The following is a 23,016-nucleotide window of genomic DNA, read 5'->3' on the forward strand; positions in this document are numbered from 1 at the left end:
CTGCCTCCGATGGAGAGTGGAGAGCCTGTGGGAGCGGGTTTACCCGCGAATGCGGCAGTGGCCCAGCTGACGCTTTCGCGGGTGAACCCGCTCCCACAGCGATGGTGTTGTGCTTGCTGACCTACAAAGCCGAACCGATTCGGCCCTTGCGCAGTGCATCGATCACCGCATCTTTCGGCCCGTCGGCGACGATCTTGCCGTTGTCCAGCACCAGCAGCCGGTCCACCAGGCTGAGCATCGAGGTGCGGTGCGTGACCAATAGCAGTGTCTTGCCCGGTACCCAGTTCGCCAGGCGCTGGCGCAGTTGTTCCTCACTGCTGTTGTCCATGTGGCTGGTGGGTTCGTCGAGGATCAGGATCGGTGGTTCCAGCAATAGAGCCCTGGCCAGCAGCACGGCCTGGCGCTGGCCACCGGAGAGCAGTTGGCCGCGTTCGCCCACCGGGCGCTCGAAACCTTGCGGGTGCTGTCGGGCGAGGTCACTGACGCCGGTCAGCTCGGCCACTTCGAGCATGCGTGCATCGCTGACATGCCGCGCACCGAGGGTGAGGTTGTCGCGCAGGCTGCCGGCCAGCAGCGGCAGATCATGGGCGACGTAGCCGACCTGGTTGCGCAGGTCGGCAATGTCCAGTTGGCGCAGGTCGAGGTTGTCCAGCAGTACCTGGCCCTCGTCGGGGTGATGGAAGCCCATCAGCAGCCGCGCCAGAGTGCTCTTGCCCGAGCCGCTGCGGCCAATGATGCCGATGCGCTCGCCCGCTTTGAGGGTGAAACTCACGTCGTTGAGGGCTGGGGCAGCCTGGCCCGGGTAGCGGAAGGTGACGTGGCTGATGCTCACGCCGCCGTGCAGCGTGGTGTGTTCGAGCGCCAAACGGTCCGCCTGGCGTTCCTGCGGCAGGCTCATCAGCGCATCGGTGCTTTGCATGGTCAATTGCGCCTGCTGGTAGCGGGTGATCAACCCGGCAATCTGGCCCAGCGGGGCAAGCACGCGACTGCCCAGCATGTAGCTGGCAACCAGGGCGCCAACGCTGAGGTTGCCGGCGATGATGCTGTACACGCCGGCGACTATGGTGGCCATGCCGCAGAACTGCTGGATGAACAGCGTACCGTTGGTGGCCAGTGACGACAGATTGCGGGCGTGGGCGTCGAGGCGGGTGATGGCGCCGTTGGTGTGCTCCCACTGGTACTGGCGCTCGCTTTCGGCGCCGCAGGCCTTGAGGGTTTCCAGGCCGCCGAGGGTTTCGATCAACAGGGCCTGGCGCACGGCGCCAAGGCTCAGGCTCTTTTGCACGGTGTCGCGCAGGCGCACCTGGATCAACAGCGCCAGGCCCATGGCCACCGGGAAGGCGATCAGCGGGATCAGCACCAGCCAGCCGCCCAGCAGGCCGATCACCAGCAGCATCAGCGCGACGAAGGGCAGGTCGATGATGCTGGTCAGCGTCACGGCGGTGAGGAATTCGCGCAGGCCCTGGAAATCGTGGATGCTCTGGGCGAAACCACCGATGGTGGCCGGGCGGGCTTTCATGCTCATGCCGGTGATGCGTTCGAACAAGGTGGCGGACAGGATCAGGTCGGTCTTCTTGCCGGCCTGGTCCAGCAGATGGGCACGGACCATGCGCAGCACCAGCTCGAAGGCGGTGCCGATGAACAGGCCGGCGACCAGTACCCACAAGGTCGACAACGCCTGGTTGGGAACCACGCGGTCGTAGGTCTGCATGACGAACAGCGGCACCATCAGCCCCAGCAGGTTGATCAGCAGGCTCGCCAGCAGTGCGTCGCCGTACAACCAGCGGGAATGGCGCAAGGTGTCGCGGAACCAGGCGTTGACCCTCGGAATCAGCGGAGCACGGACGTCCTCCAGGGTGTGTCGGGGGCGGGCGAACAGCGCCTGGCCGCTGTAGGCTTCGGCCAGTGCCTCGCGCGCGACCCATTGTTCACCGCCTTCGGCTTCGCACGGCAGCAGCAACGCCCGGCCGTCGTCCCCCCAACGTTGCAGCACGGCGCTGCGGCCATCGTTGAGGATCAACAGCACGGGCAAGTTGAGTGGCGAGATGGCGTCCAGCGTGCGCTGCAGCACCCGCGCCTGTAACCCGGCACGGGCGGCGGCGCGCGGCAGCAGCGCCAACCCCAGGCGCTGCTCGGCCAGCGGCAGGCCGCTGCACAGGCTGGCGCGGCTGGCCGGGCAGCCATGCAGCTTGCACAGGATCAGCAAGCCATCGAGCAACGGATCATCCACATCCAGGCGCGGTTGGGTGCTTTGCATGCTGGTCACGATGGCCTACTCCTGCCGCGGTGGACGCAAAAGATCCCTGTGTGTTTGTTGCTTAGCGCATGTCGGGCAGCCTGGCCTCGTTACGCACTTCGCTCTTGGCGATGGCCTCCGGCGGCAGCGAGATGCGTTGTTTGCCCAGCAGCTCACCCATGGTCGCCAGTACCCGGTACATCGAGAACTCCTCGGTGTAACGCACCTCGGTGTAGCGGCGGTTGGCGTTGTACAGCTCGTTTTCGCTGTCGAGCAGATCGAGCAGGGTACGTTGGCCGAGGCCGAACTGGTCCTGGTAGGCGGCGCGCACGCGCTGGGTGGTTTCGGCGTACTCACGTGCGGTGGGGGTCTGCTTGCGCGCGTTGTTCATGGCGTTCCAGGCCAGCCCGAGGTTTTCGTTGAGCTCGCGCAGTGCGTTGTTGCGGATGTCCATGGCCTGGTTGATCTTGTGGGCATCGGATTGCAGGCGGGCCTTGTCACTGCCCCCGCGGAAGAGGTTGTAGCTGAGCTCGACGCCAGCCTGCCAGTCGTTGTTGTCGTGGCCCTTCTGGCCTGCGATGTTGTTGTTGGCGCCGGTGGCCAGTACCGCGTCCAGGCGCGGATAGAAGGGCGACTTGGCCACTTCGTACTGTTGCTCGGCGGACTTGATGTCCGCTTGTGCCGACTTGAGGTAGGGGTTGTTCTCGAGCATGCCCTGGCGGGCATCCTGCAGGGTCCCTGGCATTTCGCCCTTGATCGTGACCGGCGTTTCCAGCTCGTCGGGCACGCGCCCGACCACGCTGTAGAAGTTGGTTTCGGCGTCTGCCAGATCGACTTCGGCGGTGTCCAGGTTGTTTTCGGCCAGGGCGCGACGGGCGCTGGACTGGTCGAGGTCGGCATTGCTGCCCACGCCACGCTCGCTGCGCAGGCCGATCTGGTCATTGACCCGCAGGTGGGCCTGCAGGTTGTTCTTGGCCAGGGTCACCAGCTCGCGGCGCTTGAGCACTTCGAGGTAGACCTCGATGGCGCGCAACGCCACGGTCTCGGCGGTGGCCTGGGTGTAGTAAGCACGGGAGTTGGCCACCGCTTCGGTGCGGCCGACCTCGTTGGCGGTGTTGAAACCGTCGAACAGCATCTGCCGCAGGCGCAGTTCGGACTGGGTGTAGCTGAGGGTTTCCTTGTTGTGGTTGCGCGTACCGTCCGGGTTGAAACCGCGGGTGTTGGTGTTGTCCGAGCGCTGGCGGCCATAGCCGCCCACCAGGTCGACGGTTGGGTAGTAACCCCCGCGGGCGAACTTCACATCCTCGTCGGCCGACAGCCGGCTGTTACGGCTGGCGCTGATCTGCGGATGCTGGTCCACGGCACTCTGCACGGCTTCGGTGATGGACATCGCCTGAGAATTGGCACAAACCATGGCCAATAGAATCGCACTGGTGAGGGGGGGTAACGTGCGCATGGGGTACTTCTCCCTGGTCTCTAAAAAGTCCTGCGATCGCCAATAAAATGACGAAATATTAGAATCAAACCGTTTCAGGTTTGTAACAACAGAGCTAAGAACATTTAACGCGCGAACTAAGAAGAATTTCTCATAAGGTATATGCGAAAAAAAACTTATGCGGTCTAAAGAAACCACGACATTGTTTTATCCAGGTGGCTCGGCGAACTGGCTGGGATAGGCGGTTTTCGGGCTTTGCAGAAAGTTCTAGATTTTTTGCGGATAAGCAGTACGGGGAGGACGGCGAAAGCGGAATTTGGCGACAATAAATTGGCATTTATTCATGGCCATTGCCTATCACCGCTATCGCAGCAGTAGTCACATGGAGGGTGATTCCCGCGTATGTGACAGTAACGGTCCGGCAAACAGCTTATACGGAACGTTGCACGAGTTACCCGGCATGCCTTGATCTGCGAAAAGCCCATCGGCAGGGGAGGCGTGCATTCATGGCCAGATTAGTCGGCGTGGTCAGCAAAGTGGTTGGCCAGGTTTTCGCGGTGGGGGACGACGGCCATCGGCGGTTGCTGGTGGAAGGCGACCGCCTGTTTGCCGGTGAGCAGCTGGAAACGGGGGATGCCAGTGCCGTGGCAGTGCGCCTGCAAAACGGTGCCGAACTCACACTGGGCCGCGACAGCAGCCTGCAGATGACCCCGGAGCTGTTGGCCAATCACGCGCCCCATGTGCATACCCCCGACCTGCAACCGAGCGAGGCGCAACTCAGTGATGTCGAGCGCTTGCAGAAGGCCATCGCTGCGGGTGCCGACCCGACCGAGGAAGCCGAGGCCACTGCGGCGGGTGGTAACCCCGGTGGTGTGGCAGGCGCGTTGGGTGGCGGGCACAGTTTCGTGATGTTGTCCGAGGTGGCAGCGCGAGTCGCCCCGACCATCGGTTTCCCGACGGCAGGTTTCAACGGTATCCCCGAGCTGGCCAATCTTTACCTGGGCGAGCGGGACATCGACGGCAACGACAGTGGGGCATTGAATCCGCTTGTGCCACCTCCAGCCAGCCCGCCGGATCACCCGGTCACCCTCAAGGGCCTGGAGGTCGAGCCGGGTGAGCTGACCGTGAACGAAGCCAACCTGCCCCAGGGCAGCGCGGACAACCCGGCGGCATTGACGCAAAACGGCAGTTTCAACGTGGTGGCGCCGGATGGGGTATACAACCTCAGTGTCGGCGGCATCAACGTGGTTACCGCCGGTGTGGTGACCGGTGTGGGGCAGTCCATCGTCACCGGCCTTGGCAATATCCTCACCATCATCGGCTACAACCCGGCCACGGGCGTGGTCAGCTACAGCTACACGCTGCAGAGTAATGAAAGCCATCCCAACGGCGATGGCACCAACAGCCTGATGGAACACTTCCCGGTCAGCGTCACCGACAGCAACGGTAGCCATGCCAGCGGCAGCCTTGATGTGAACATCGTCGACGATGTGCCCAAGGCCAATGCCGACTTCGCCCATGTCACCGAGGGCGGCATCATCAGCGACAACGTGCTGGGCAACGACGTCAAAGGCGCCGATGTGCGCGGTGACGGCCAGTATGTGGTCGGGGTGCGAGCAGGCGACGATACGTCGAGTGCTGCGCACGGTAATCTAGGTGACCCGATCTACGGCCAGTACGGCTACCTGACTCTGGATGCCCAGGGTAATGCCACTTATCACGCCAACCCTAACCAGGACCTGCCACCATGGGCGACGGACACCTTCGTCTACACCATCCGTGATGCCGATGGCGACGAGAGCACCACGACCATCTCGGTCAAGGTGCTGGACAGCAAGCTGGTCGCTGGCGCAGACAGCGAAGTGACGGTCTACGAGAAAGCCCTGGACCTGACCAAGGACGGCAACGACCTGGCCGGTGGCAACGTRGTGGGGAGCGATCCGCACTCCAGCGCMGAAACAGCGTCGGGTTCACTGGCCAATGCAGTCACCGGTGGTGTCGGTGCATTGACCTTCACCCTGRTCGGCAATGCTGYCGGCCAATACGGCCAGATCCTGCTGAACACCGATGGCAGCTACACCTACACCCTGACCTCGGCGCCGAACTCGCCGAACCATGTCAACGATGGCCCGAACGTGATCACCGAAAGCTTCACCTACCAGGTGAAGGATTCGCTGGGCAACACTACCACCAGTACCATCGTGATCAGCATCGTCGATGACGTGCCCAAGGCCAATGCCGACTTCGCCCATGTCAGCGAGGGCGACAGCATCAGCGGCAATGTGCTGGACAACGACGTCAAAGGCGCGGATGTGCGCGGTGATGGCCAGTATGTGGTCGGAGTGCGAGCAGGCGACGATACGTCGAGTTCTGCGCACGGTAATCTAGGTGACCCGATCTACGGCCAATACGGCTACCTGACCCTGGATGCCCAGGGCAACGCCACCTATCACGCCAATCCCAACCAGGACCTGCCGCCATGGGCGACGGACACTTTCGTCTACACCATCCGTGATGCCGATGGCGACGAGAGCACCACGACAATCTCGGTCAAAGTGCTGGATAGCAAGCTGGTCGCCGGCACCGACAGCGAAGTGACGGTCTACGAGAAAGCCCTGGACCTGACCAAGGATGGCAATGACCTGGCCGGTGGCAACGTAGAGGGAAGCGACCCGCATTCCAGCGCCGAAACAGCATCCGGTTCGCTGACTGATGCGGTCACCGGTGGCGTGGGTGCATTGACCTTCACCCTGGTGGGCAATGCTGCAGGCCAATACGGCCAGATCCTGCTGAACACCGATGGCAGCTACACCTATACCCTGACCTCGGCGCCGAACTCGCCGAATCATGTCAACGACGGCCCGAACGTRATCACCGACAGCTTCACCTAYCAGGTGAAGGAYTCRCTGGGCAACACCACCACCAGCACCATCGTGATCAGCATCGTCGACGATGTGCCCAAGGCCCATTGCGATTTCGCCCATGTCAGCGAGGGCGACAGCATCAGCGGCAACGTGCTGGCCAACGATGTGATCGGCGCCGATGTCCGCGGCGACGGCCAGTATGTGGTGGGTGTACGCGCCGGTAACGACACCTCTACCTCGGCCAGCGGTCATTTAGGTGACCCGATCTACGGCCAATACGGCTACTTGACCCTGGATGCCCAGGGCAACGCCACCTACCACGCCAACCCCAACCAGGATCTGCCGCCATGGGCGACGGACACCTTCGTCTACACCATCCGTGATGCCGATGGTGACGAGAGCACCACGACCATTTCGGTCAAGGTGCTGGACAGCAAGCTGATGGCGTCCGAGGACAACGACGTCACTGTGTATGAAAAGGCGCTGGACCTGCATAAGGACGGCAATGACCTCGCGGCCGGCAGCGTCGTGGGCAGCGACCCTGGGTCGACCGGCGAGACGGCGTCCGGCAGCCTGGTCGGGTCGGTCACCGGCGGCTCCGGCGCCTTGACCTACAGCCTGGAAAGCAATGCGACAGGACAGTACGGGCAGCTACTGCTCAAGGCTGACGGTTCCTACACCTACACCCTGACCTCTGCACCGAAAACTCCGGGCGGGGCCAACGATGGTGCCAACACGGTGGTGGAACACTTCACCTACAAGGCCACCGACGCACAGGGCAACAGTGTCACCAACACCATTGCCATCAACATCGTCGACGACGTGCCCAAGGCTGAGTGCGCAGTGCGCAGCATCACCCCCGGCCAGGTGGATTCCAATATCCTCCTGGTGATCGATGTCTCCGGCAGCATGGCCTGGGATTCCGGCGTGAATGGCCTGAGCCGGCTGGACCTGGCCAAGCAGGCGATCAACACGCTGTTGGACAAGTACGACGCGATGGGCGACATCAAGGTGCAGATCGTCACCTTCTCCAGCGGCGCCACCCAGCAGGCGCAGACATGGGTATCGATCGGCGAGGCCAAGAACCTGATCGCCGGGCTCCATGCCGACGGCGCGACCTACTACGACTCGGCAGCCACCAAGGCCCAGCAGGCGTTCGCCACCAGCGGCAAGCTCGAAGGTGCACAGAATGTCAGTTACTTCTTCTCCGACGGTGAGCCGAGCTCGGGCCACGGCATGACCTCCTCGCATGAAACCACGTGGGAGTCGTTCCTAGACCAGAATGGCATCAAGGCCTACGCCATCGGTATGGGCAATGGCGTCAACGAGGGCAATCTCGACCCGCTGGCCTACGATGGCAGCAGCCATGTCGATACCCAGTCGGTGGTGGTCACCGACCTCAACCAGCTCGGTGCGGTGCTCTCGGGCACGGTGCAGGGCGCACCGATCACCGGCAGCCTGATGAGTGGTGGCGACTTCGGTGCCGATGGTGGCTTCATCAAAGCCCTGATGGTGGACGGCACCACCTATGGCTTCGATCCGAAAGCCAACGGCGGGCAGGGCGGTTACACGGTCAGTGGCGGGGTGGACAAGGCGTCGTTCGATACCCTCAGCAACAGCCTCACCATCAAGACCAGCCTGGGCGGCACCCTGCTGGTGAACATGGACAACGGTGAATTCACCTACACACCACCCAAGGACAACGGCGGCCAGGTGGAGAAATTCACCTTCACCGCCAGCGACAACGACGGTGATACCAGCACCGCCACCCTGACGGTGAACATCAACGGCAACCATGCACCGATCGCCGGCGCGGACCACATCATCACCAATATCAGCGGTCCCAGCATCAGCGTGCCGGCCGAAGCGCTGCTGGCCAACGACAGCGATGCGGACCACGATCGTCTGAGCGCGGCGCCGATCACCTTCGACACCGGCTTCGCCGACAAAGGCGCGGGCTTCACCCCGGGCGTCCAGGCGCAGACCTTGTACATGGACGGCACCAAGGACCGCGCCGAGAACCAGTTCCGCAGCCTGGCACGCAGCGAGTTCACCAGCCAGTCGGGCAGCATGACCGCGGCACTGGTGGTGGCGGGCTACCTCGGGCTGATCAGCAACAGCAATGCCAACGACGAGGACACTTTCACCGTCACCCTGCGCAAGGGCGAAACCCTCACCCTCGATCACGACCGCCCGGCCGGCAACCTGTTGATGGAGTGGAAGGACGCCACGGGCAGTTACCAGCCGATTGCCGATGGCCAGAGTTTCACGGCCAGCCATGACGGGGTGTACAGCATTCACCTGGTCAACACCGAGAACGCCCTGGGTAGCAGCAAGGCCGCCGAGAACTACAAGCTGAGCCTGCTGGTGGACTACAGCAACGCCAGTAACCCCGTGGTCCATGACACCTACAGTGTCAGCGACAACCATGGCGGCACGGCGACCGGCAACGTCGATATCACTTATCAGGCAGGTAATGTTCTCGAGGGCACGGGGGGAGACGATGTGCTGCTCGCCGGAGCTGGCGACAATACGCTGAACGGCGGGGCCGGCAATGACGTGCTGGTGGCCGGTGCCGGCAATGACAGCCTGCATGGCGGCGACGGCAATGACTTGCTGATCGCAGGGCCCGGCAATGACTTGCTCGATGGCGGGCAGGGCATCGACACGGTCAGTTTTGCCAAGGCCGCTGCCGGGGTGGTGGTCGATCTGGGCAACGTCGGTGCGCAGAACACCGGGGGCGCCGGTGTGGATACCCTGAACAGCATCGAGAACCTGATCGGCTCAGATTACAACGACACCTTGATCGGCAATGGCGGCGACAACGTGCTCAACGGTGGCGCTGGCAATGATGTGCTCAAGGGCGGCGACGGCAACGACACGCTGATTGGCGGCCCTGGTAATGACACCCTGACCGGCGGCAGTGGTAACGACACCTTCGTCTGGCAGAAGGGTGATAGCGGGCATGACACCGTGACCGATTTCACCCCGGGCACCGATCGCCTCGATCTCTCGCAGTTGCTACAGGGCGAGAACGCCACCAGCGCTTCGCTGGATGATTACCTGCACTTCAAGGTCAGCGGCACGGGCAGCAACGTGGTGTCGACCATCGAGGTGAGCAGCGTTGCGGGGGCGGCGCCGACCCAGACCATCGAACTGGCCGGGGTCGACCTGGCCCAGCACTATGGGGTCACGGCAGGTGCCGGCGGGCTGATCGCGGCCGGGCATGATACGGCGACCATCATCAACGGCATGCTCAATGACCATTCGTTGAAGGTAGATACGGTGTAGATGGTCTTGCGCCGCGAGGGCGTCAGCCTTCGCGGCGCAATGTCTTCTGCTTGAGAATCCAGGCACTGACCAGCACCGCGCTGGTCAGCATGAACGCCCGCGCCCAGAACAGCGGTACCAGGTAGCACGACAAGCCGATGCTCGCCCACATCAGGCCGATCGCATACACCTTGCCTTTGAGCGGGATGCCCTCGCCGCTGAGGTAGTCGCGAATCCACGGCCCGAGTTTCGGGTGGTTCACCAACCACGCGTGAAAGCGCGGCGAGCTACGGGCAAAACAGGCCGCCGCGAGCAGCAGGAAAGGGGTGGTGGGCAGTACTGGCAGGAAGATCCCCGCCACCCCCAGCGCGACGCTGAGCCAGCCGACGGCCAGCAGCAGGTAGCGCACCACGCCGATCAGTGTCGGCGTGGTTTGAGTACGGCAGGTTTTTCGTCCGGTGCGTGCTGCAGCAGGAACAGCGCGCTCAGCGCTTCGGGAATCTGCACGATCATGTCGTCCTGCAGGTTGGCATCGCTGGCGATGTCGGCGAACTCCGGCTGCTCGTCGAACAGACCCGAGCCGACCATGATCGGCAGGAGCATTTCGCTGACTTCATCCTCGGAGCTGTCGAACCAGGCCTCTTCACGCAGGAACACGCCCTCCATGAAACCGATGCACCAGCCGCGCAGGTCCGAGTCGTCCGGCTCGTCGGTCAGGTCGAGGTCGCAGGGCAGGTCGAATTCCTCTTCGCTGGCCAGCTGGCGAGCGATGTGGGCCTTGAGGGCTACCAGCGTGGCTTCGATCTCGGTGCGCTGAGCATCGCTGGTGTAGTGGGGCTCTTCAGCGAACAGCGCGTCGATCCATTCGCGCTCGGGAACCTCTTCCGAGCAGATCGACAGTGCGGTCAGGTAGCCGTGTGCGGCGACGTAGTCCAGCGCTTCTTCGTGCAGCTCATCGGCATCGAGAAAGGCTTGCAGGCGGGTCAGTTGCTCGGCGAAGGACATTACAGGGCTACCTTGGGGAATAAACGATAACGAATTCTAGCACCTTGCGGCGGCAACGGGGCAAAGGGAACGTCTGTCACCGCAGCCTGCCGTGGGCTGAGCCAGTCGGGTATACTCCGCCACTTTTCGTGTTGGGTGGCCTGTGCGGCGATCCGGCAAAAAACGCTTACGCATTTGTACGGTGCCTGGCGGATTTATCGTCCAGCCTGTGTCCAGGATGGTACGGCGATTTTGGAGTGGCAAATGCTCGAACAGGCTCAGCGCGTTCTCAAGGATGTCTTCGGTTACGACAGTTTCCGTGGGCGCCAGGCCGCGATCATCGAATGCGTGGCCAACGGCGGCGACGCCCTGGTGCTGATGCCCACCGGCGGCGGCAAGTCGCTGTGCTTCCAGGTGCCGGGGCTGCTGCGCCCGGGCCTGACGGTGGTGGTCTCGCCACTGATCGCGCTGATGGCCGACCAGGTTGCCACCCTCGACGAATTGGGGGTGGCCGCCGCGGCGCTCAACTCCTCCCTCAGTGCCGAGCAGCAGCGCGAACTGGCCGGGCGCCTGCGCCGCGGCGAGGTGAAGATGCTCTACCTGGCGCCCGAGCGCCTGGTACAGCAGCGCATGCTGGATTTTCTGCGCGACCTCGACATCTCGTTGTTCGCCATCGATGAAGCCCACTGCGTATCGCAATGGGGCCACGACTTCCGCCCCGAATACCTGCAACTGGGCCAGCTCGCCGAGCTGTTCCCCCATGTGCCGCGCATCGCCCTCACCGCCACCGCCGACATGCGTACCCGTGAGGAAATCGTCCAGCGCCTGCACCTGCAGGGCGCCGAGCGCTTCCTGTCGAGCTTCGACCGGCCGAACATCTTCTACCGCATCGTGCCCAAGGAAGCGCCGCGCAAGCAGCTGATGGCCTTCCTCGCCGAGCGCCGTGGCAACGCCGGCATCGTTTACTGCCTGTCACGCAAGAAAGTCGACGAAACCGCGGCCTTCCTCTGCGAGCAGGGCTTCCCGGCATTGCCCTATCACGCAGGCCTTGCAGCCGAAACCCGCGCCGCCAACCAGCACCGCTTCCTCAACGAGGAAGGGCTGATCATGGTCGCCACCATCGCCTTCGGCATGGGCATCGACAAGCCCAACGTGCGTTTCGTCGCCCACCTCGACCTGCCCAAGTCGCTCGAGGCCTACTACCAGGAAACCGGCCGTGCCGGCCGTGATGGCCTGCCGTCGGATGCCTGGATGGCCTACGGCCTGCAGGACATGGTCATGCTCAAGCAGATGCTGCAGAACTCCGAAGGCGACGAGCGCCACAAACGCATCGAACAGCACAAGCTCGACGCCATGCTGGCGCTGTGCGAAGAGACCCGTTGCCGCCGCCAGTCGCTGCTGGCCTACTTCGACGAAGTGCTGGAGCAGCCCTGTGGCCACTGCGACAACTGCGTAGACCAGATCCAGACCTGGGACGCCACCGAGCCTGCCCGCCAGGCACTGTCGGCGGTGTTCCGCACAGGCCAGCGTTATGGCGTCGGCCATCTGGTCGACGTGCTGCTGGGCAAGGACAACGAAAAGGTGCGCAACTTCGGCCACGAGAAACTCTCGGTATACGGCGTCGGCAAGGCGCTGGCCGAGGCCGAATGGCGCTCGCTGTTCCGCCAGCTGGTGGCCCGCGGCCTGGTGGACATCGATCTTGAAGGCTATGGCGGCCTGCGCCTGTCCGACAGCTGCCGGCCGCTGCTGCGTGGCGAGGTGAACCTGCAGCTGCGTCGCGACCTCAAGCCACAAACCGTGGCCAAGTCGTCCGGCAGCAGCGGTGGCAGCCCGGCCAGCCAGTTGGTGCGGGCCGAGGAGCGCGAGCTGTGGGAGGCGCTGCGCACCCTGCGGCGCAAACTGGCCGAAGAGCACAGCGTGCCGCCCTACGTCATCTTCCCCGACTCGACGCTGCTGGAAATGCTGCGCAGCATGCCCACCAGCCTCAGCGACATGGCCCAGGTCAGCGGCGTCGGCGCCCGCAAGCTGGAGCGCTACGGCCAGGCCTTCCTCGAAGTGCTCAATGGTGCCGGCGGCACCGAGGAGGCACCGAAAGTGGTGCTCGACCTGCGCCACGAGCTGGTCAGCCTGGCCCGCGCCGGCATGACCCCGGCGCAGATCGCTGGCCAGCTCAACTGCAGCGAGAAGAACGTCTACAGCCTGTTGGCAGAAGCCATCGGCCGACAGGAGTTGAGCCTGGAGCAGGCGCTCGACCTGCCCGAAGAGCTGATGATGGAGGTGCAGGATGCCTTCCTCGATGGCGAGGGCGAGCTGCCGCCGGTCTCGGCAGTCGCGCCGCTGTTCGGCTCACGCGTTCCCGAAGGCGTGTTGTATTGCGTGCGGGCGGCGCTGGCATCGGAGTTCGGCTTGTGATCGCTGGCATTTGTGCCATTTGCTGACCTTTGTCAGGCGATTACAGGATTATCGGATATTTCCCAAGCGCTGAACCTTGCCTCATGGGCTGGGGCATGGTTAGCTGACTAATAATTAGTTCTATTCATTGAGTTGCTTATGCCCCTGACCGACAACCAACACCGCTTCGGCATGCAGCTGGCCCAGATGTCCCGGGGCTGGCGTGCCGAACTGGACCGCCGCCTCGCCGGGCTCAATCTTTCCCAGGCGCGCTGGTTGGTGCTGTTGCACCTGGCGCGTTTCGACGATGCGCCAACCCAGCGTGAGCTGGCCCAGAGCGTCGGGGTCGAAGGCCCGACCCTGGCCCGCCTGCTCGACAGCCTGGAAAGCCAGGGCCTGGTGCGGCGTCAGGCGGTGGTGGAGGATCGTCGGGCGAAGAAGATTGTGCTGTGCCCACCGGCCAAACCGCTGATCGATCAGATCGAGACCATTGCCAATGCTCTGCGCGTGGAGCTGTTCAGCGGGGTGGATGAAGCCGATCTGGAAGTTTGCATGCGGGTACACGCCAAGATTCTCGGCAATCTCGAGAAGTCCTGAGTCGCAGCCAAATCGCGGGGCAAGCCCGCTCCCACGCAGCGTCCACAGCGTGGGAGCGGCGGTGCGCCGCTGCGACTTGCCCCGCGATGCGTTCTAGAAGGTGTGCCCCAGATTCAGGTACACCGCCTGCTCATTCGCATCGTTGGCCCCATAGCTCAGGTTGAGCGGGCCGAGCGGCGTCTCCAGCCCGAGGAAGATGCTCGCGGCATTGATGTAGCCACTGTCGAATTCATTGTCGTTGTTCCACGCCCGACCTCTCTCCAGCGACCCGCCCACGTAAAGCGGGAAGTCCAGCGGCAGGTAGGCGCGTGGCGTCAGGCGGCGGTAATAGACCATGCGCAGCAGGCTCATGTTCTGCCCGGAAATCGAGTCCTGGCGAAAGCCCGACAGCTGCCGGGCGCCGCCGAACACGAAGCTCGATGTCACCACTTCGGCATCATCCAGCGTGCGCCCGTAGCGCCCACCCAGCACCAAGGTATTCGGTCCGCTGCTGAAGGCCTTGTCCAGGTTGAACAACCACTGCCGGTAGTCCTGGTCCGAATCCAGCGATTGGTCGTACTTGCGCGCGGTCAGGCCGATTTCCTCGCCGCTGTGGGGGAAGTAGACATTGTCGAAGGTATCGTACGAGTACTTGAGCTCGTAGAAGCCCTCGTTGAAGCTGACCTTGGGCAGGCTCTGGTCGCCGATGCGCACCTCGGCCTGGCCCCAGGCCTTGCCCACGCCCAGGCGCACTTCGCCGTAGGTGCTGATCTGCCGCCCGACGTTCAGGCCAAAGCCGTAGCGCTCCAGGCGGTATTCGGCCACCGGGTCGTTGTCCAGCGTGGCCTCGACGTTCTGTGAACCGAGGTCCAGATACGGGGCGATGAAGTAGCGCGAGCCAACGTCCAGCGGCTGGTAGAACTCGCTGTACAGCTCCTGCTGGTCGCCGATCTGGGCGCGGGTCAGCCATTCGGCGCCCAGGCGGTTGATGCCGTTGACCCGGTAGCTGGCGCCCAGGTTGAAGGCGCTGTCGCCGCGCAGGTCATCGGACAGGTTCAGGCCCAGGCGCAGGTAGTCGGTACCGCCGCGCCGGCCGCGGGCCTTGATCACCAGGGTGTTGGCGTCGCCCTTGTGCACCACGCGGTATTGCACCTGGTCGAAATAGTCCAGGCCGTACAGGGTGCCCATGTCGGTCTGCAGGCGATCGAGTTGCAGCGGCTCGCCGATCGGTTGGCGGATGTAGTAACGGATCACGTCGTCGCTGACCTTGGAGTCGTTTTCCACCTTGATCGCAGTGATCACCGGGGTGCGCTGGCCGGGTGAGCGAGCCACCGCCAGGCCGGCATCACCTTCGGCCTGGCGCAGCGCCGCCAGGCGCGGGTCAAGGGCCCGAGTGGCGCGGTAGCCGGCGTCGATCATGTCGCGGGCGCGGCCGAAGTCGGTGACGCCGAAGCTGGCCAGCGGCGGCTGCACCAGGATGTCGTCGCGGGCCAGGCTGGCCAATTGTTCCTCGGAGTTGCGCCGGGTCATCAGGGTGATCGACTGGTTGAGCACGTCGACCACCGTGGCCAGCTGCTTGCGGTTGCGCAGCGGGGTGCCGATGTCGACCACGATGGCGATGTCGACACCCATCTCGCGCACCACGTCCAGCGGGATGTTGTCGGTCATGCCGCCGTCCACCAGCAGCCGGCCGTCCAGTTCCACCGGGGCGAACACCGCCGGGATCGACATGCTGGCGCGGACCACCTGGGGCAGGTGGCCGCGGCGGAACACCACTTTTTCACCGGTGGTGATGTCGGTGGCCACGGCGCGGAAGGGAATGGGCAGCTTGTCGAAGTCGCGGATGTCGGCGGTGTGCGCCAGCTTGCTCTCCAGCAGCAGCGAGAGGTTCTGGCCCTGGATCACCCCCAGCGGCAGGCCCAGGCTGCCATCGTCGCGAAAGCTCAGCTTCTGCTTGACCAGGAAGTCGCGGTCATCCTGCTTGCGGCGGAACGGGATGTCCTCGCGCGGCGGGGCGTCGGACAGCGCCTGCTGCCAGTCCAGGGTGGTCGCCAGTTTTTCCAGCTCCTCGACGCTGTAGCCCGAGGCGTACAGCCCGCCGACCACCGCGCCCATGCTGGTACCGGCGATGGCGTCGATGCGCACGCCTTGTTCCTCCAGGGCCTTGAGCACACCGATGTGCGCCAAACCGCGGGCGGCGCCGCCCGACAGCACCAGGCCGACCTTCGGCCTGGCAGGCTCGGCGGCGAACAGGGTGAGGGAGGTGAGCGTCAGCAAAAGGCATAACAGCAGGCGGCGCATCGTGAGTCTCAAAAGCAGCGGTAAAGACCGCTAGTATAAGCGGCCCTTCCTCTGGAGATGCCCGACATGGCCGACAGCAAACCGCAGATCGTCATTACCTACTGCACGCAGTGCCAATGGCTGCTGCGCGCCGCCTGGCTGGCCCAGGAACTGCTCAGCACCTTCGGCGACGAGCTTGGCCAGGTGGCGTTGGCGCCAGGTACCGGTGGCGTGTTCCGCATCACTTGCGACGGCGTGCAGCTGTGGGAGCGCAAGGCCGATGGCGGCTTCCCCGAAGCCAAGGTGCTCAAGCAGCGTCTACGCGACCTGATCGACCCCGAGCGCGACCTGGGCCACAACGATCGCTGATCAGGCGCTTTCCACCACGGCGCGCGGTTTCACCGGCTGCTCGGCGGCCATGCGGCTGGACAGCACGATGGCGAAGATGATCAGCGCGCCGCCGGCGAGCATGCGCAGGGTGGGGGTTTCGGCGAACACCACCCAGGCCACGGCGATGCCGTAGACCGGCTCCATGCCGAACACCACCGCCGCGGTGCGGGCCTTGATCACGGCCAGGCTGGCGACAAACAGGCTGTGGGCGACGCCGGTGCAGAACACCCCCAGCAGGGCGATCCACAGCCAGTCCATGGGCGCTACGCTGGCCAGCCCCGGGGCGGCGAAGGGCAGCAGGCACAGGCTGACCACCAGGTTCTGCCACAGCGCCGCCTGTACCGCCGGCAGGCGCCCGGAACCTGCGCGGTTAGTCAGCGACAGCAGCGAGAACAGCAGCCCCGAAAGCAGCGCCCAGAGCAGCCCGCCGGTGGCCTCGCTGGCCAGGTCGAAATCTGGGGTGACCAGCACCAGGCCGATGCTCACCAGCACCACCAGTACGGCCTCGTTGCGCCGGATACGCTCACGGAACAACAGGCCTTCGAGGATGACCGTGAAGGCCGGGAAGCTGGCAAAGCCCAAGGTGGCGATGGCCACGCCCGCGACCTTGACCGCGACGAAGAAGCTCACCCAGTGCCCCGCCAACAATACGCCGCCCAGCAGCAGGCGGCGCAGGTCGCGCCCGCCCAAAGGCTGCCAGGCCTGACGTGCCAGGCTGGCGAACAGGCCCAGGGCGAGCACGGCGAAGGCGGCGCGGCCGAAGACGATGATCGACGGGCTGGCACTGGCGGCCAGTTTGCCGAACACGCCGGTCAGGCCGAAGAACAGCGCGCCGATGTGCAGGGCGCCGAGGGCGGTGCGGTGGTTCATGGTGGTCCTTGGGTTGTTTGCGCTTCATCACTGGCCCTATCGCGGGGCAAGCCCGCTCCCGCGCTAAAGGCAGGTTCCACTGTGGGAGCGGGCTTGCCCCGCGATAGGGTCGGTACAGGCGCCCAGTGTAAAAGGCCGGTTCGCCGGTGTCTGTCGCGCATCTCGCGTCAGTTATCGCCGGGCTCGCGCCGCAACGCCGAGGGTGTACAGCCAAATGCCCGCATCACCGCCGCACTGAAGGCACTCTGGGACTCGTATCCCACCCGCGCGGCGATCTCGCCCACTGGCAGCAGGGACTCGCGCAACAACTGCCGGGCCATGAGCAGCCGTCGCTGGCGGATGTAGTCCATCGGCGTCATGCCGCATTCCGCACTGAACCGCGCATGCAGCCGAGCGCTGGACAGCCCGGCCAGCCGCGCCAGGTCAGCGACCTGCAGTGGGTAGGCGGCGTGCTGGTCGATATGGGCGTCGAAGGCTGCATAGGGCAGGCGAGTGCTGGCGGCTATCGGCGCGGCGGCCTGCGGGTTGAGGCTGGCCAGCAACAGCACCGCTCCCTGGCGGGCGATCAATGGGTCGTCCATCGGGCTGGTCGCCAGCCAGTCCACCAACTGCTGCTGGCGGTTGTCCAGGCCCAGCGCACCGGGGCGATCGAGCAGGCGGCGGCTGGCATCGGCATGCGCCCCCAACTGTTCGCCGAGCCAATGCTCGCCCGGCACATCCAGCACCAGGCAGTGACTGCCGGCGGCGCTGCCGCAGGTATGGTGGGCGCCGGCAGGCACCACCATCAGGGCCTGGCGATCAACCCGCGCACCCTGGCCCTGCACCTCGAAGTCCAGCCGCCCGCGCAGGCCGAACACCAGTTGCGGGTGCTCGTGGCTGTGGGCGATCAACTCGTCACGGTAGTGACGCAGCGAGAGCAGCGGGCCGGTGGTCATGGTGGGTCCTCGTAGGGCAGGGCAAGAGTGTACACCCGGCAAGGTGCGATCAGTCGTCATCGGCCTGCCACCAACCTGTCACCTGTGCCTGCCAGTCTCCAGCAAACTGTGCCGGAGCCTGCCCATGACCCATGCCGAAACCGTCCGCCCGTCACGCAAGCAGCGTGTACGTACCCTGTGGATCTCCGACGTGCACTTGGGCACCCGGGATTGCCAGGCCGAACATCTGTCGCACTTTCTCAAGGGGTATCAGGCCGACCGCATCTACCTGGTCGGCGACATCATCGATGGCTGGAAGCTGCGCGGCGGCATCTATTGGCCCCAGGCGCACACCAACGTCATTCGCCGCCTGCTGACCATGAGCAAGCGCGGTACCGAAGTCATCTACGTCACCGGCAACCATGACGAGTTCCTGCGCCGCTATTCCAAACTGATCCTCGGCAATATCCAGTTGGTGGACGAAGCCGAACACCTCACCGCCGATGGCCGTCGCCTGCTGGTGATCCACGGCGACCAGTTCGACGTGATCACCCGCTATCACCGCTGGCTGGCGTTCCTGGGCGACCGCGCCTACGAATTCACCCTGGTGCTCAACCGCTGGCTCAACCACTGGCGCGCCCGCTACGGCTATGGTTACTGGTCGCTGTCTGCCTACCTCAAGCACAAGGTCAAGGGCGCGGTGAGCTTCATCAGCGATTTCGAGGATGCGATTGCCCACGAGTGCACCCGGCGAGGCTTCCAGGGCGTGGTCTGCGGGCATATACACCATGCCGAGATACGCATGGTCGGCGAGGTGGAATACCTCAACTGCGGTGACTGGGTGGAGTCGTGCACGGCGCTGATCGAGCATTGGGACGGGCAGATCGAGCTGTACCGCTTCGCCGATGCCCAGGCGCGCGAGGTGGCGCAGCGGTTGGCGGAGCTTGGCGAACCGGCGTGAATCGTGCTGGCTTTATCGCTGGCAAGCCAGCTCCCACTTCGATCGCGCGCACTCCTGCGGGAGCCGGCTTGCCGGCGATGAGGCCGAAACTTGCAATCAGAGGCTGAGCCGGCCCAGAAGAATGTCGCGAAACATGGCGAAGTCGCCGATCAGGCTGTACCAGGGGTGGGTGAAGGTGGCTGGGCGATTTTTTTCGAAGAAGAAGTGGCCGGCCCAGGCGAAACCGTAGCCGGCCAGAGGCACGGCGAGCAGCAGCAGCCACTTGCCGCTGGCGAGGGTGTAGGCGAGCAGGGCGATCACCAGGCTGGTACCGACGAAGTGCAGGCGGCGGCAAGTGGGGTTGCTGTGCTCGCCCAGATAATAGGGATAGAACTCGGCAAAACTGCGGAACTGCGCTGTGCTGGTCATGGCTGTGCTACCGAAGCTGCTGTTGAAGACAGGATACACGGCGTGGAGCCTGAATCGAGTCTAGAGTCAGCTGATGCGCTGGCCAGTGACAATTGGCGCCAATTGAGTATCCTTTCGATTCACCGCAGGAGCGGTCAGCACAAGAAGCCTGTCATGAGTGAGAGAACCACTTCAGCCAGCTGGGCATCAGGGATCGTCAAGGCGCTTGAGCTGGAGGGGCTCGACTGCCCGGCCATGTTCAGGCAACTGGGACTTGATTTTGCCGCCCTCGAAGATCCCGATGCGCGCTTCCCCCAGGACGCCATGACCCGGTTGTGGCAACTGGCGGTCGAGCTGTCCGGCAATGAAGCCATCGGCCTGAACATGGCCCGGGTGGTGCGCCCGGCTTCGTTTCATGTGGTCGGTTATGCGCTGATGTCCAGCCGCACCCTGGCCGAAGGTTTCGAGCGCCTGGTGCGTTACCAGCGGATCATTGCCGAAAGCTCGGACCTGAGCTTCCGCCTCGGGCCGGAAGGTTATTCGCTGATCCTGACCGTGCACGGCGACCACCTGCCACCCACCCGGCACAGTGCGGAAGCCTCGCTGGCGTGCGCCCTGGCGCTGTCGACCTGGCTCAGCGGGCGGCCGATCCAGCCGCGTCGGGTACTGATCCAGGGCCCGCAGCCGAAAAATGTCGAGCCATACAAGGTGGCGTTCCACGCACCACTGGTATTCGGCGCGCCCCATGATGCGCTGGTGTTCGAGCGCGCCGACATGGAGGCGCCTTTGCCCACCGCCAACGAAGCCATGGCCATACTGCATGATCGTTTTGCCGGCGAATACCTGGCGCGATTTTCGGAGAGCCGGGTCACCCACCGGGTGCGCCAGGTGCTGTGCCGCATCCTGCCGCAAGGCGAGCCCAAGCGTGACACCGTGGCCCAGGCGCTGCACCTGTCGCAGCGCACCCTGCAGCGGCGCCTGCAGGACGAGGGCACCAGCTTCCAGACCCTGCTCGACGACACCCGTCGGGAGCTGGCCGAGCAGTACCTCGCCCAGCCGGGTACCACCTTGCTGGAAACCGCCTACCTGCTGGGGTTTGCCGACCCGAGCAACTTCTACCGGGCATTCCGCCGCTGGTTCGATGCCACCCCCAGCGAGTACCGCGCGCGCTTGACCCTCAGTGACGCCAGAACGCTGGCATGCACAACACCAGCACCGTGATGATCTCCAGCCGGCCCAGCAACATGCCGCCGGCCAGGATCCACTTGGCGGCATCCGGCAAGGTGGCGTAGTTGCCGGCCGGGCCGATCACCTCGCCCAGGCCCGGCCCGACTCCCGAGACGGTGCCCGCGGCACCGGTCAGCGCGGTCATCCAGTCGACGCCCAGCAGCGACAGCAGCAGGGCGATGATGCAGATGGTGATGGCGAAGAAGAACGAGAAGGTCAGGATCGAACGCACGATCTCTTCGTCGAGGCGGTGGCCGTTGTACTTCTGCTTGATCACCGCGCGCGGGTGGATCAGCTGGTTGAGGTTGGCCTTGAGCAGGATATAGGCCACCTGGAAACGGAAGATCTTGATGCCGCCGGCGGTCGAGCCCGAACAGCCGCCGACGAAGCCCAGGTAGAAGAACAGCATCAGCGAGAAATTACCCCACAGGCTGTAGTCGCCCAGGGCGAAACCGGTGGTGGTGACCACCGAGGTGACGTTCAGTGCCACGTGGCGTAAGGCATCGAGCCAGTGCAGCTCGGTGGTGGCCCAATACCAGGTGCCCAGCACCAGCCAGGTGGCCACCAGCATGCCGAGCAGGCCCTGGACCTGCTGGTCCTTGATCAGCGCCTTGCGGTGGCCGCGCAAGGTGGCCACGTAGAGGGTGAACGGCAAGCTGCCGAGGATCATCACCACCACCGCGACCCAGTGCACCGCCGGGATGTCCCACTTGGCCAGCGACTGGTCGGAGGTGGAGAACCCGCCGGTGGAGATCGCCGACATGGCGTGGTTGATCGCATCGAACAGGCCCATGCCCGCCCACCAGAACGCCAGGCTGCCGAACACCGTGATGCCGACATAAACCCCGACGATCGACTTGGCGACCATGTGCGAGCGCGGCATGACCTTCTCCGAACGGTCGGACGACTCGGTCTGGAACAGGCGCATGCCACCGATGCGCAGCAGCGGCAGGATCGCTACCGCCATGCCGATGAAGCCGATGCCGCCCAGCCAGTGCAGCATCGAGCGCCACATCAGGATGCCGGGTGACATGTTGTCCAGCCCGCTGAGCACCGTGGCGCCGGTGGCGGTAATGCCCGACATGCTCTCGAAGAAGGCGTCGGTATAGCTGATGTGCTGGGTGAGCAGGAACGGCAGGGCGGCGAATACGCACACCACCAGCCAGCTGCTGACGGTCAGCAGGTACATGTCGCGCGGGCGCAGGTGCACGTGCTCGGGGCGGCCGGGCACCACCAGTCCAAGGCCGGCGATGAAGGTGATCAGGCTCGACCAGAGGAACGATGGCATGTCGCCGGTACGTTCGAAGACCACCAGGGTCGCCATGGGCACCACCATGCTCACCGCCAGGGTGATCAGGAAGATGCCGATGATGAAACCAATGATCCTTAAGGTCGGCAACGCCATGTGATCTGCCCTGACTCGCAACGGAAAGGGCGCCATTCTACCTGTGGACCGTGTCTTGTAAACGTACGATCAGTTGATGCGTGGGAGCGGGCTTGCCCCGCGATGGCATCGAGCTGGAATGCATCGCGGGGCAAGCCCGCTCCCACGTTGCCTTGCGGTTGGTGCAGAATGGCGGCACTTTCAACTTGCCAGGAGGGAAGCCGATGGAGGCTCTCGACGCATTGCTCAACCGTGTATCCGTGCCACGCCTGACGGAGCCCGCGCCCAACGCCGCACAGCGCGAGGCCCTGTTCCAGGCGGCGCTGCGTGCGCCGGACCATGGCCAGCTGCGGCCCTGGCGTTTCCTGACCATCGAAGGGCAGGGCCGCGAGAAGCTCGGCGAGCTGTTCGCCGAGGCGGTACAGGCCAAGGGTGATGCCTCCCAGGCTGCGCTGGACAAGGCCCGGGCCATGCCGCTGCGCGCGCCGCTGTTGATCGTGGTGATCGCCAAACTTCAGGATCACTTCAAGGTGCCGAAGATCGAGCAGCGCCTGGCCGCCGGTTGTGCGGCCCACGGGATCCTGATTGCGGCGCATGCCCAGGGGATCGGCGCGGTATGGCGCACCGGCGACATGGCCTTCGATGCCCATGTGCACAAGGGCCTTGGGCTGACCGAGAATGAAGAACTGATCGGCTACCTGTACGTCGGCACGCCTATGGCCGAGCCACGCACCGCGCCGATCCTGGAAACCGCCGAGTACGTCAGCGCCTGGGGTGAGTGATTGAGCGGGGGGCCGCTTTGCGGCCCTTCGCGGGTAAACCCGCTCCCACAGGATCGCGCGCGCGT

General features: G+C 64.4%; 16 protein-coding genes. 7 read left to right on the forward strand and 9 right to left on the reverse strand.

What is annotated here, in order from left to right:
* Positions 1-121: 121 nt before the first annotated feature.
* Positions 122-2,257 carry a type I secretion system permease/ATPase gene (locus RTH46_RS04135; RefSeq protein WP_316905172.1) on the reverse strand — a complete coding sequence of 712 codons (2,136 nt, stop codon included), beginning with the start codon at positions 2,255-2,257 and terminating at the stop codon, positions 122-124.
* Positions 2,258-2,318: 61 nt separating this feature from the next.
* Positions 2,319-3,692, reverse strand: a complete 1,374-nt coding sequence (locus RTH46_RS04140; protein WP_316905103.1) for a TolC family outer membrane protein — start codon at positions 3,690-3,692, stop codon at positions 2,319-2,321.
* Between the two features lie 485 nt (positions 3,693-4,177).
* On the opposite strand from RTH46_RS04140, the gene RTH46_RS04145 reads away from it, so the two are divergent.
* Positions 4,178-9,826: a retention module-containing protein gene (locus RTH46_RS04145; RefSeq protein ID WP_316905104.1), complete on the forward strand. Its 5,649-nt coding sequence runs from the start codon at positions 4,178-4,180 to the stop codon at positions 9,824-9,826.
* A gap of 22 nt (positions 9,827-9,848) precedes the next feature.
* Here RTH46_RS04145 and RTH46_RS04150 read toward each other — a convergent pair whose 3' ends face one another.
* Positions 9,849-10,226, reverse strand: a complete 378-nt coding sequence (locus RTH46_RS04150) for a YbaN family protein (protein ID WP_371923719.1) — start codon at positions 10,224-10,226, stop codon at positions 9,849-9,851.
* On the reverse strand, positions 10,223-10,810 hold the full coding sequence (locus RTH46_RS04155; protein WP_153787663.1) for a YecA family protein: 588 nt from the start codon (positions 10,808-10,810) through the stop codon (positions 10,223-10,225). Before RTH46_RS04155 ends, RTH46_RS04150 begins: the two co-directional genes overlap by 4 nt.
* Positions 10,811-11,053: 243 nt before the next feature.
* On the opposite strand from RTH46_RS04155, the gene recQ reads away from it, so the two are divergent.
* Both recQ and RTH46_RS04165 read left to right on the forward strand, forming a co-directional pair.
* Positions 11,054-13,201: a DNA helicase RecQ gene (recQ, locus tag RTH46_RS04160; protein WP_316905105.1), complete on the forward strand. Its 2,148-nt coding sequence runs from the start codon at positions 11,054-11,056 to the stop codon at positions 13,199-13,201.
* A 138-nt stretch (positions 13,202-13,339) separates the two neighbouring features.
* Entirely contained in the window at positions 13,340-13,777 is a 438-nt protein-coding gene (locus RTH46_RS04165) for a MarR family transcriptional regulator (protein ID WP_153787661.1), read from the forward strand.
* Between the two features lie 93 nt (positions 13,778-13,870).
* On the opposite strand, the gene RTH46_RS04170 is transcribed toward RTH46_RS04165, so the two are convergent.
* A complete protein-coding gene (locus tag RTH46_RS04170; RefSeq protein ID WP_153787660.1) occupies positions 13,871-16,057 on the reverse strand; it encodes a patatin-like phospholipase family protein in 2,187 nt (728 codons plus the stop codon).
* A gap of 66 nt (positions 16,058-16,123) precedes the next feature.
* Between RTH46_RS04170 and RTH46_RS04175 the strand changes: the two genes are divergently transcribed.
* Positions 16,124-16,405, forward strand: coding sequence for a SelT/SelW/SelH family protein (locus RTH46_RS04175; protein WP_153787659.1), 282 nt, complete (start codon positions 16,124-16,126; stop codon positions 16,403-16,405).
* Here the strand turns inward: RTH46_RS04175 and RTH46_RS04180 are convergent, their stop codons facing one another.
* Both RTH46_RS04180 and RTH46_RS04185 read right to left on the reverse strand, forming a co-directional pair.
* A complete protein-coding gene (locus tag RTH46_RS04180; protein WP_153787658.1) occupies positions 16,406-17,296 on the reverse strand; it encodes a DMT family transporter in 891 nt (296 codons plus the stop codon). It lies immediately after the preceding gene.
* Between the two features lie 167 nt (positions 17,297-17,463).
* Entirely contained in the window at positions 17,464-18,231 is a 768-nt protein-coding gene (locus RTH46_RS04185; protein ID WP_153787657.1) for a helix-turn-helix transcriptional regulator, read from the reverse strand.
* A 124-nt stretch (positions 18,232-18,355) separates the two neighbouring features.
* Here RTH46_RS04185 and RTH46_RS04190 point away from each other — a divergent pair, with 124 nt between their 5' ends.
* A complete protein-coding gene (locus tag RTH46_RS04190) occupies positions 18,356-19,171 on the forward strand; it encodes a UDP-2,3-diacylglucosamine diphosphatase (RefSeq protein WP_153787656.1) in 816 nt (271 codons plus the stop codon).
* 96 nt (positions 19,172-19,267) lie between these two features.
* Here the strand turns inward: RTH46_RS04190 and RTH46_RS04195 are convergent, their stop codons facing one another.
* Complete coding sequence (locus RTH46_RS04195) at positions 19,268-19,579, reverse strand: DUF962 domain-containing protein (RefSeq protein ID WP_125465053.1); 312 nt, start codon at positions 19,577-19,579, stop codon at positions 19,268-19,270.
* Between the two features lie 153 nt (positions 19,580-19,732).
* Between RTH46_RS04195 and RTH46_RS04200 the strand changes: the two genes are divergently transcribed.
* Positions 19,733-20,779 carry an AraC family transcriptional regulator gene (locus tag RTH46_RS04200; protein WP_153787655.1) on the forward strand — a complete coding sequence of 349 codons (1,047 nt, stop codon included), beginning with the start codon at positions 19,733-19,735 and terminating at the stop codon, positions 20,777-20,779.
* Here RTH46_RS04200 and RTH46_RS04205 read toward each other — a convergent pair.
* Positions 20,736-22,190, reverse strand: coding sequence for a TrkH family potassium uptake protein (locus tag RTH46_RS04205; RefSeq protein WP_153787654.1), 1,455 nt, complete (start codon positions 22,188-22,190; stop codon positions 20,736-20,738). The genes RTH46_RS04200 and RTH46_RS04205 overlap by 44 nt on opposite strands.
* A gap of 203 nt (positions 22,191-22,393) precedes the next feature.
* Between RTH46_RS04205 and RTH46_RS04210 the strand changes: the two genes are divergently transcribed.
* Positions 22,394-22,951, forward strand: a complete 558-nt coding sequence (locus tag RTH46_RS04210; protein WP_153787653.1) for an NAD(P)H nitroreductase — start codon at positions 22,394-22,396, stop codon at positions 22,949-22,951.
* The last annotated feature ends 65 nt before the right edge of the window (positions 22,952-23,016 follow it).

This window comes from Pseudomonas sp. zfem004 (assembly GCF_032621715.1).
Lineage (GTDB): Bacteria > Pseudomonadota > Gammaproteobacteria > Pseudomonadales > Pseudomonadaceae > Aquipseudomonas > Aquipseudomonas sichuanensis.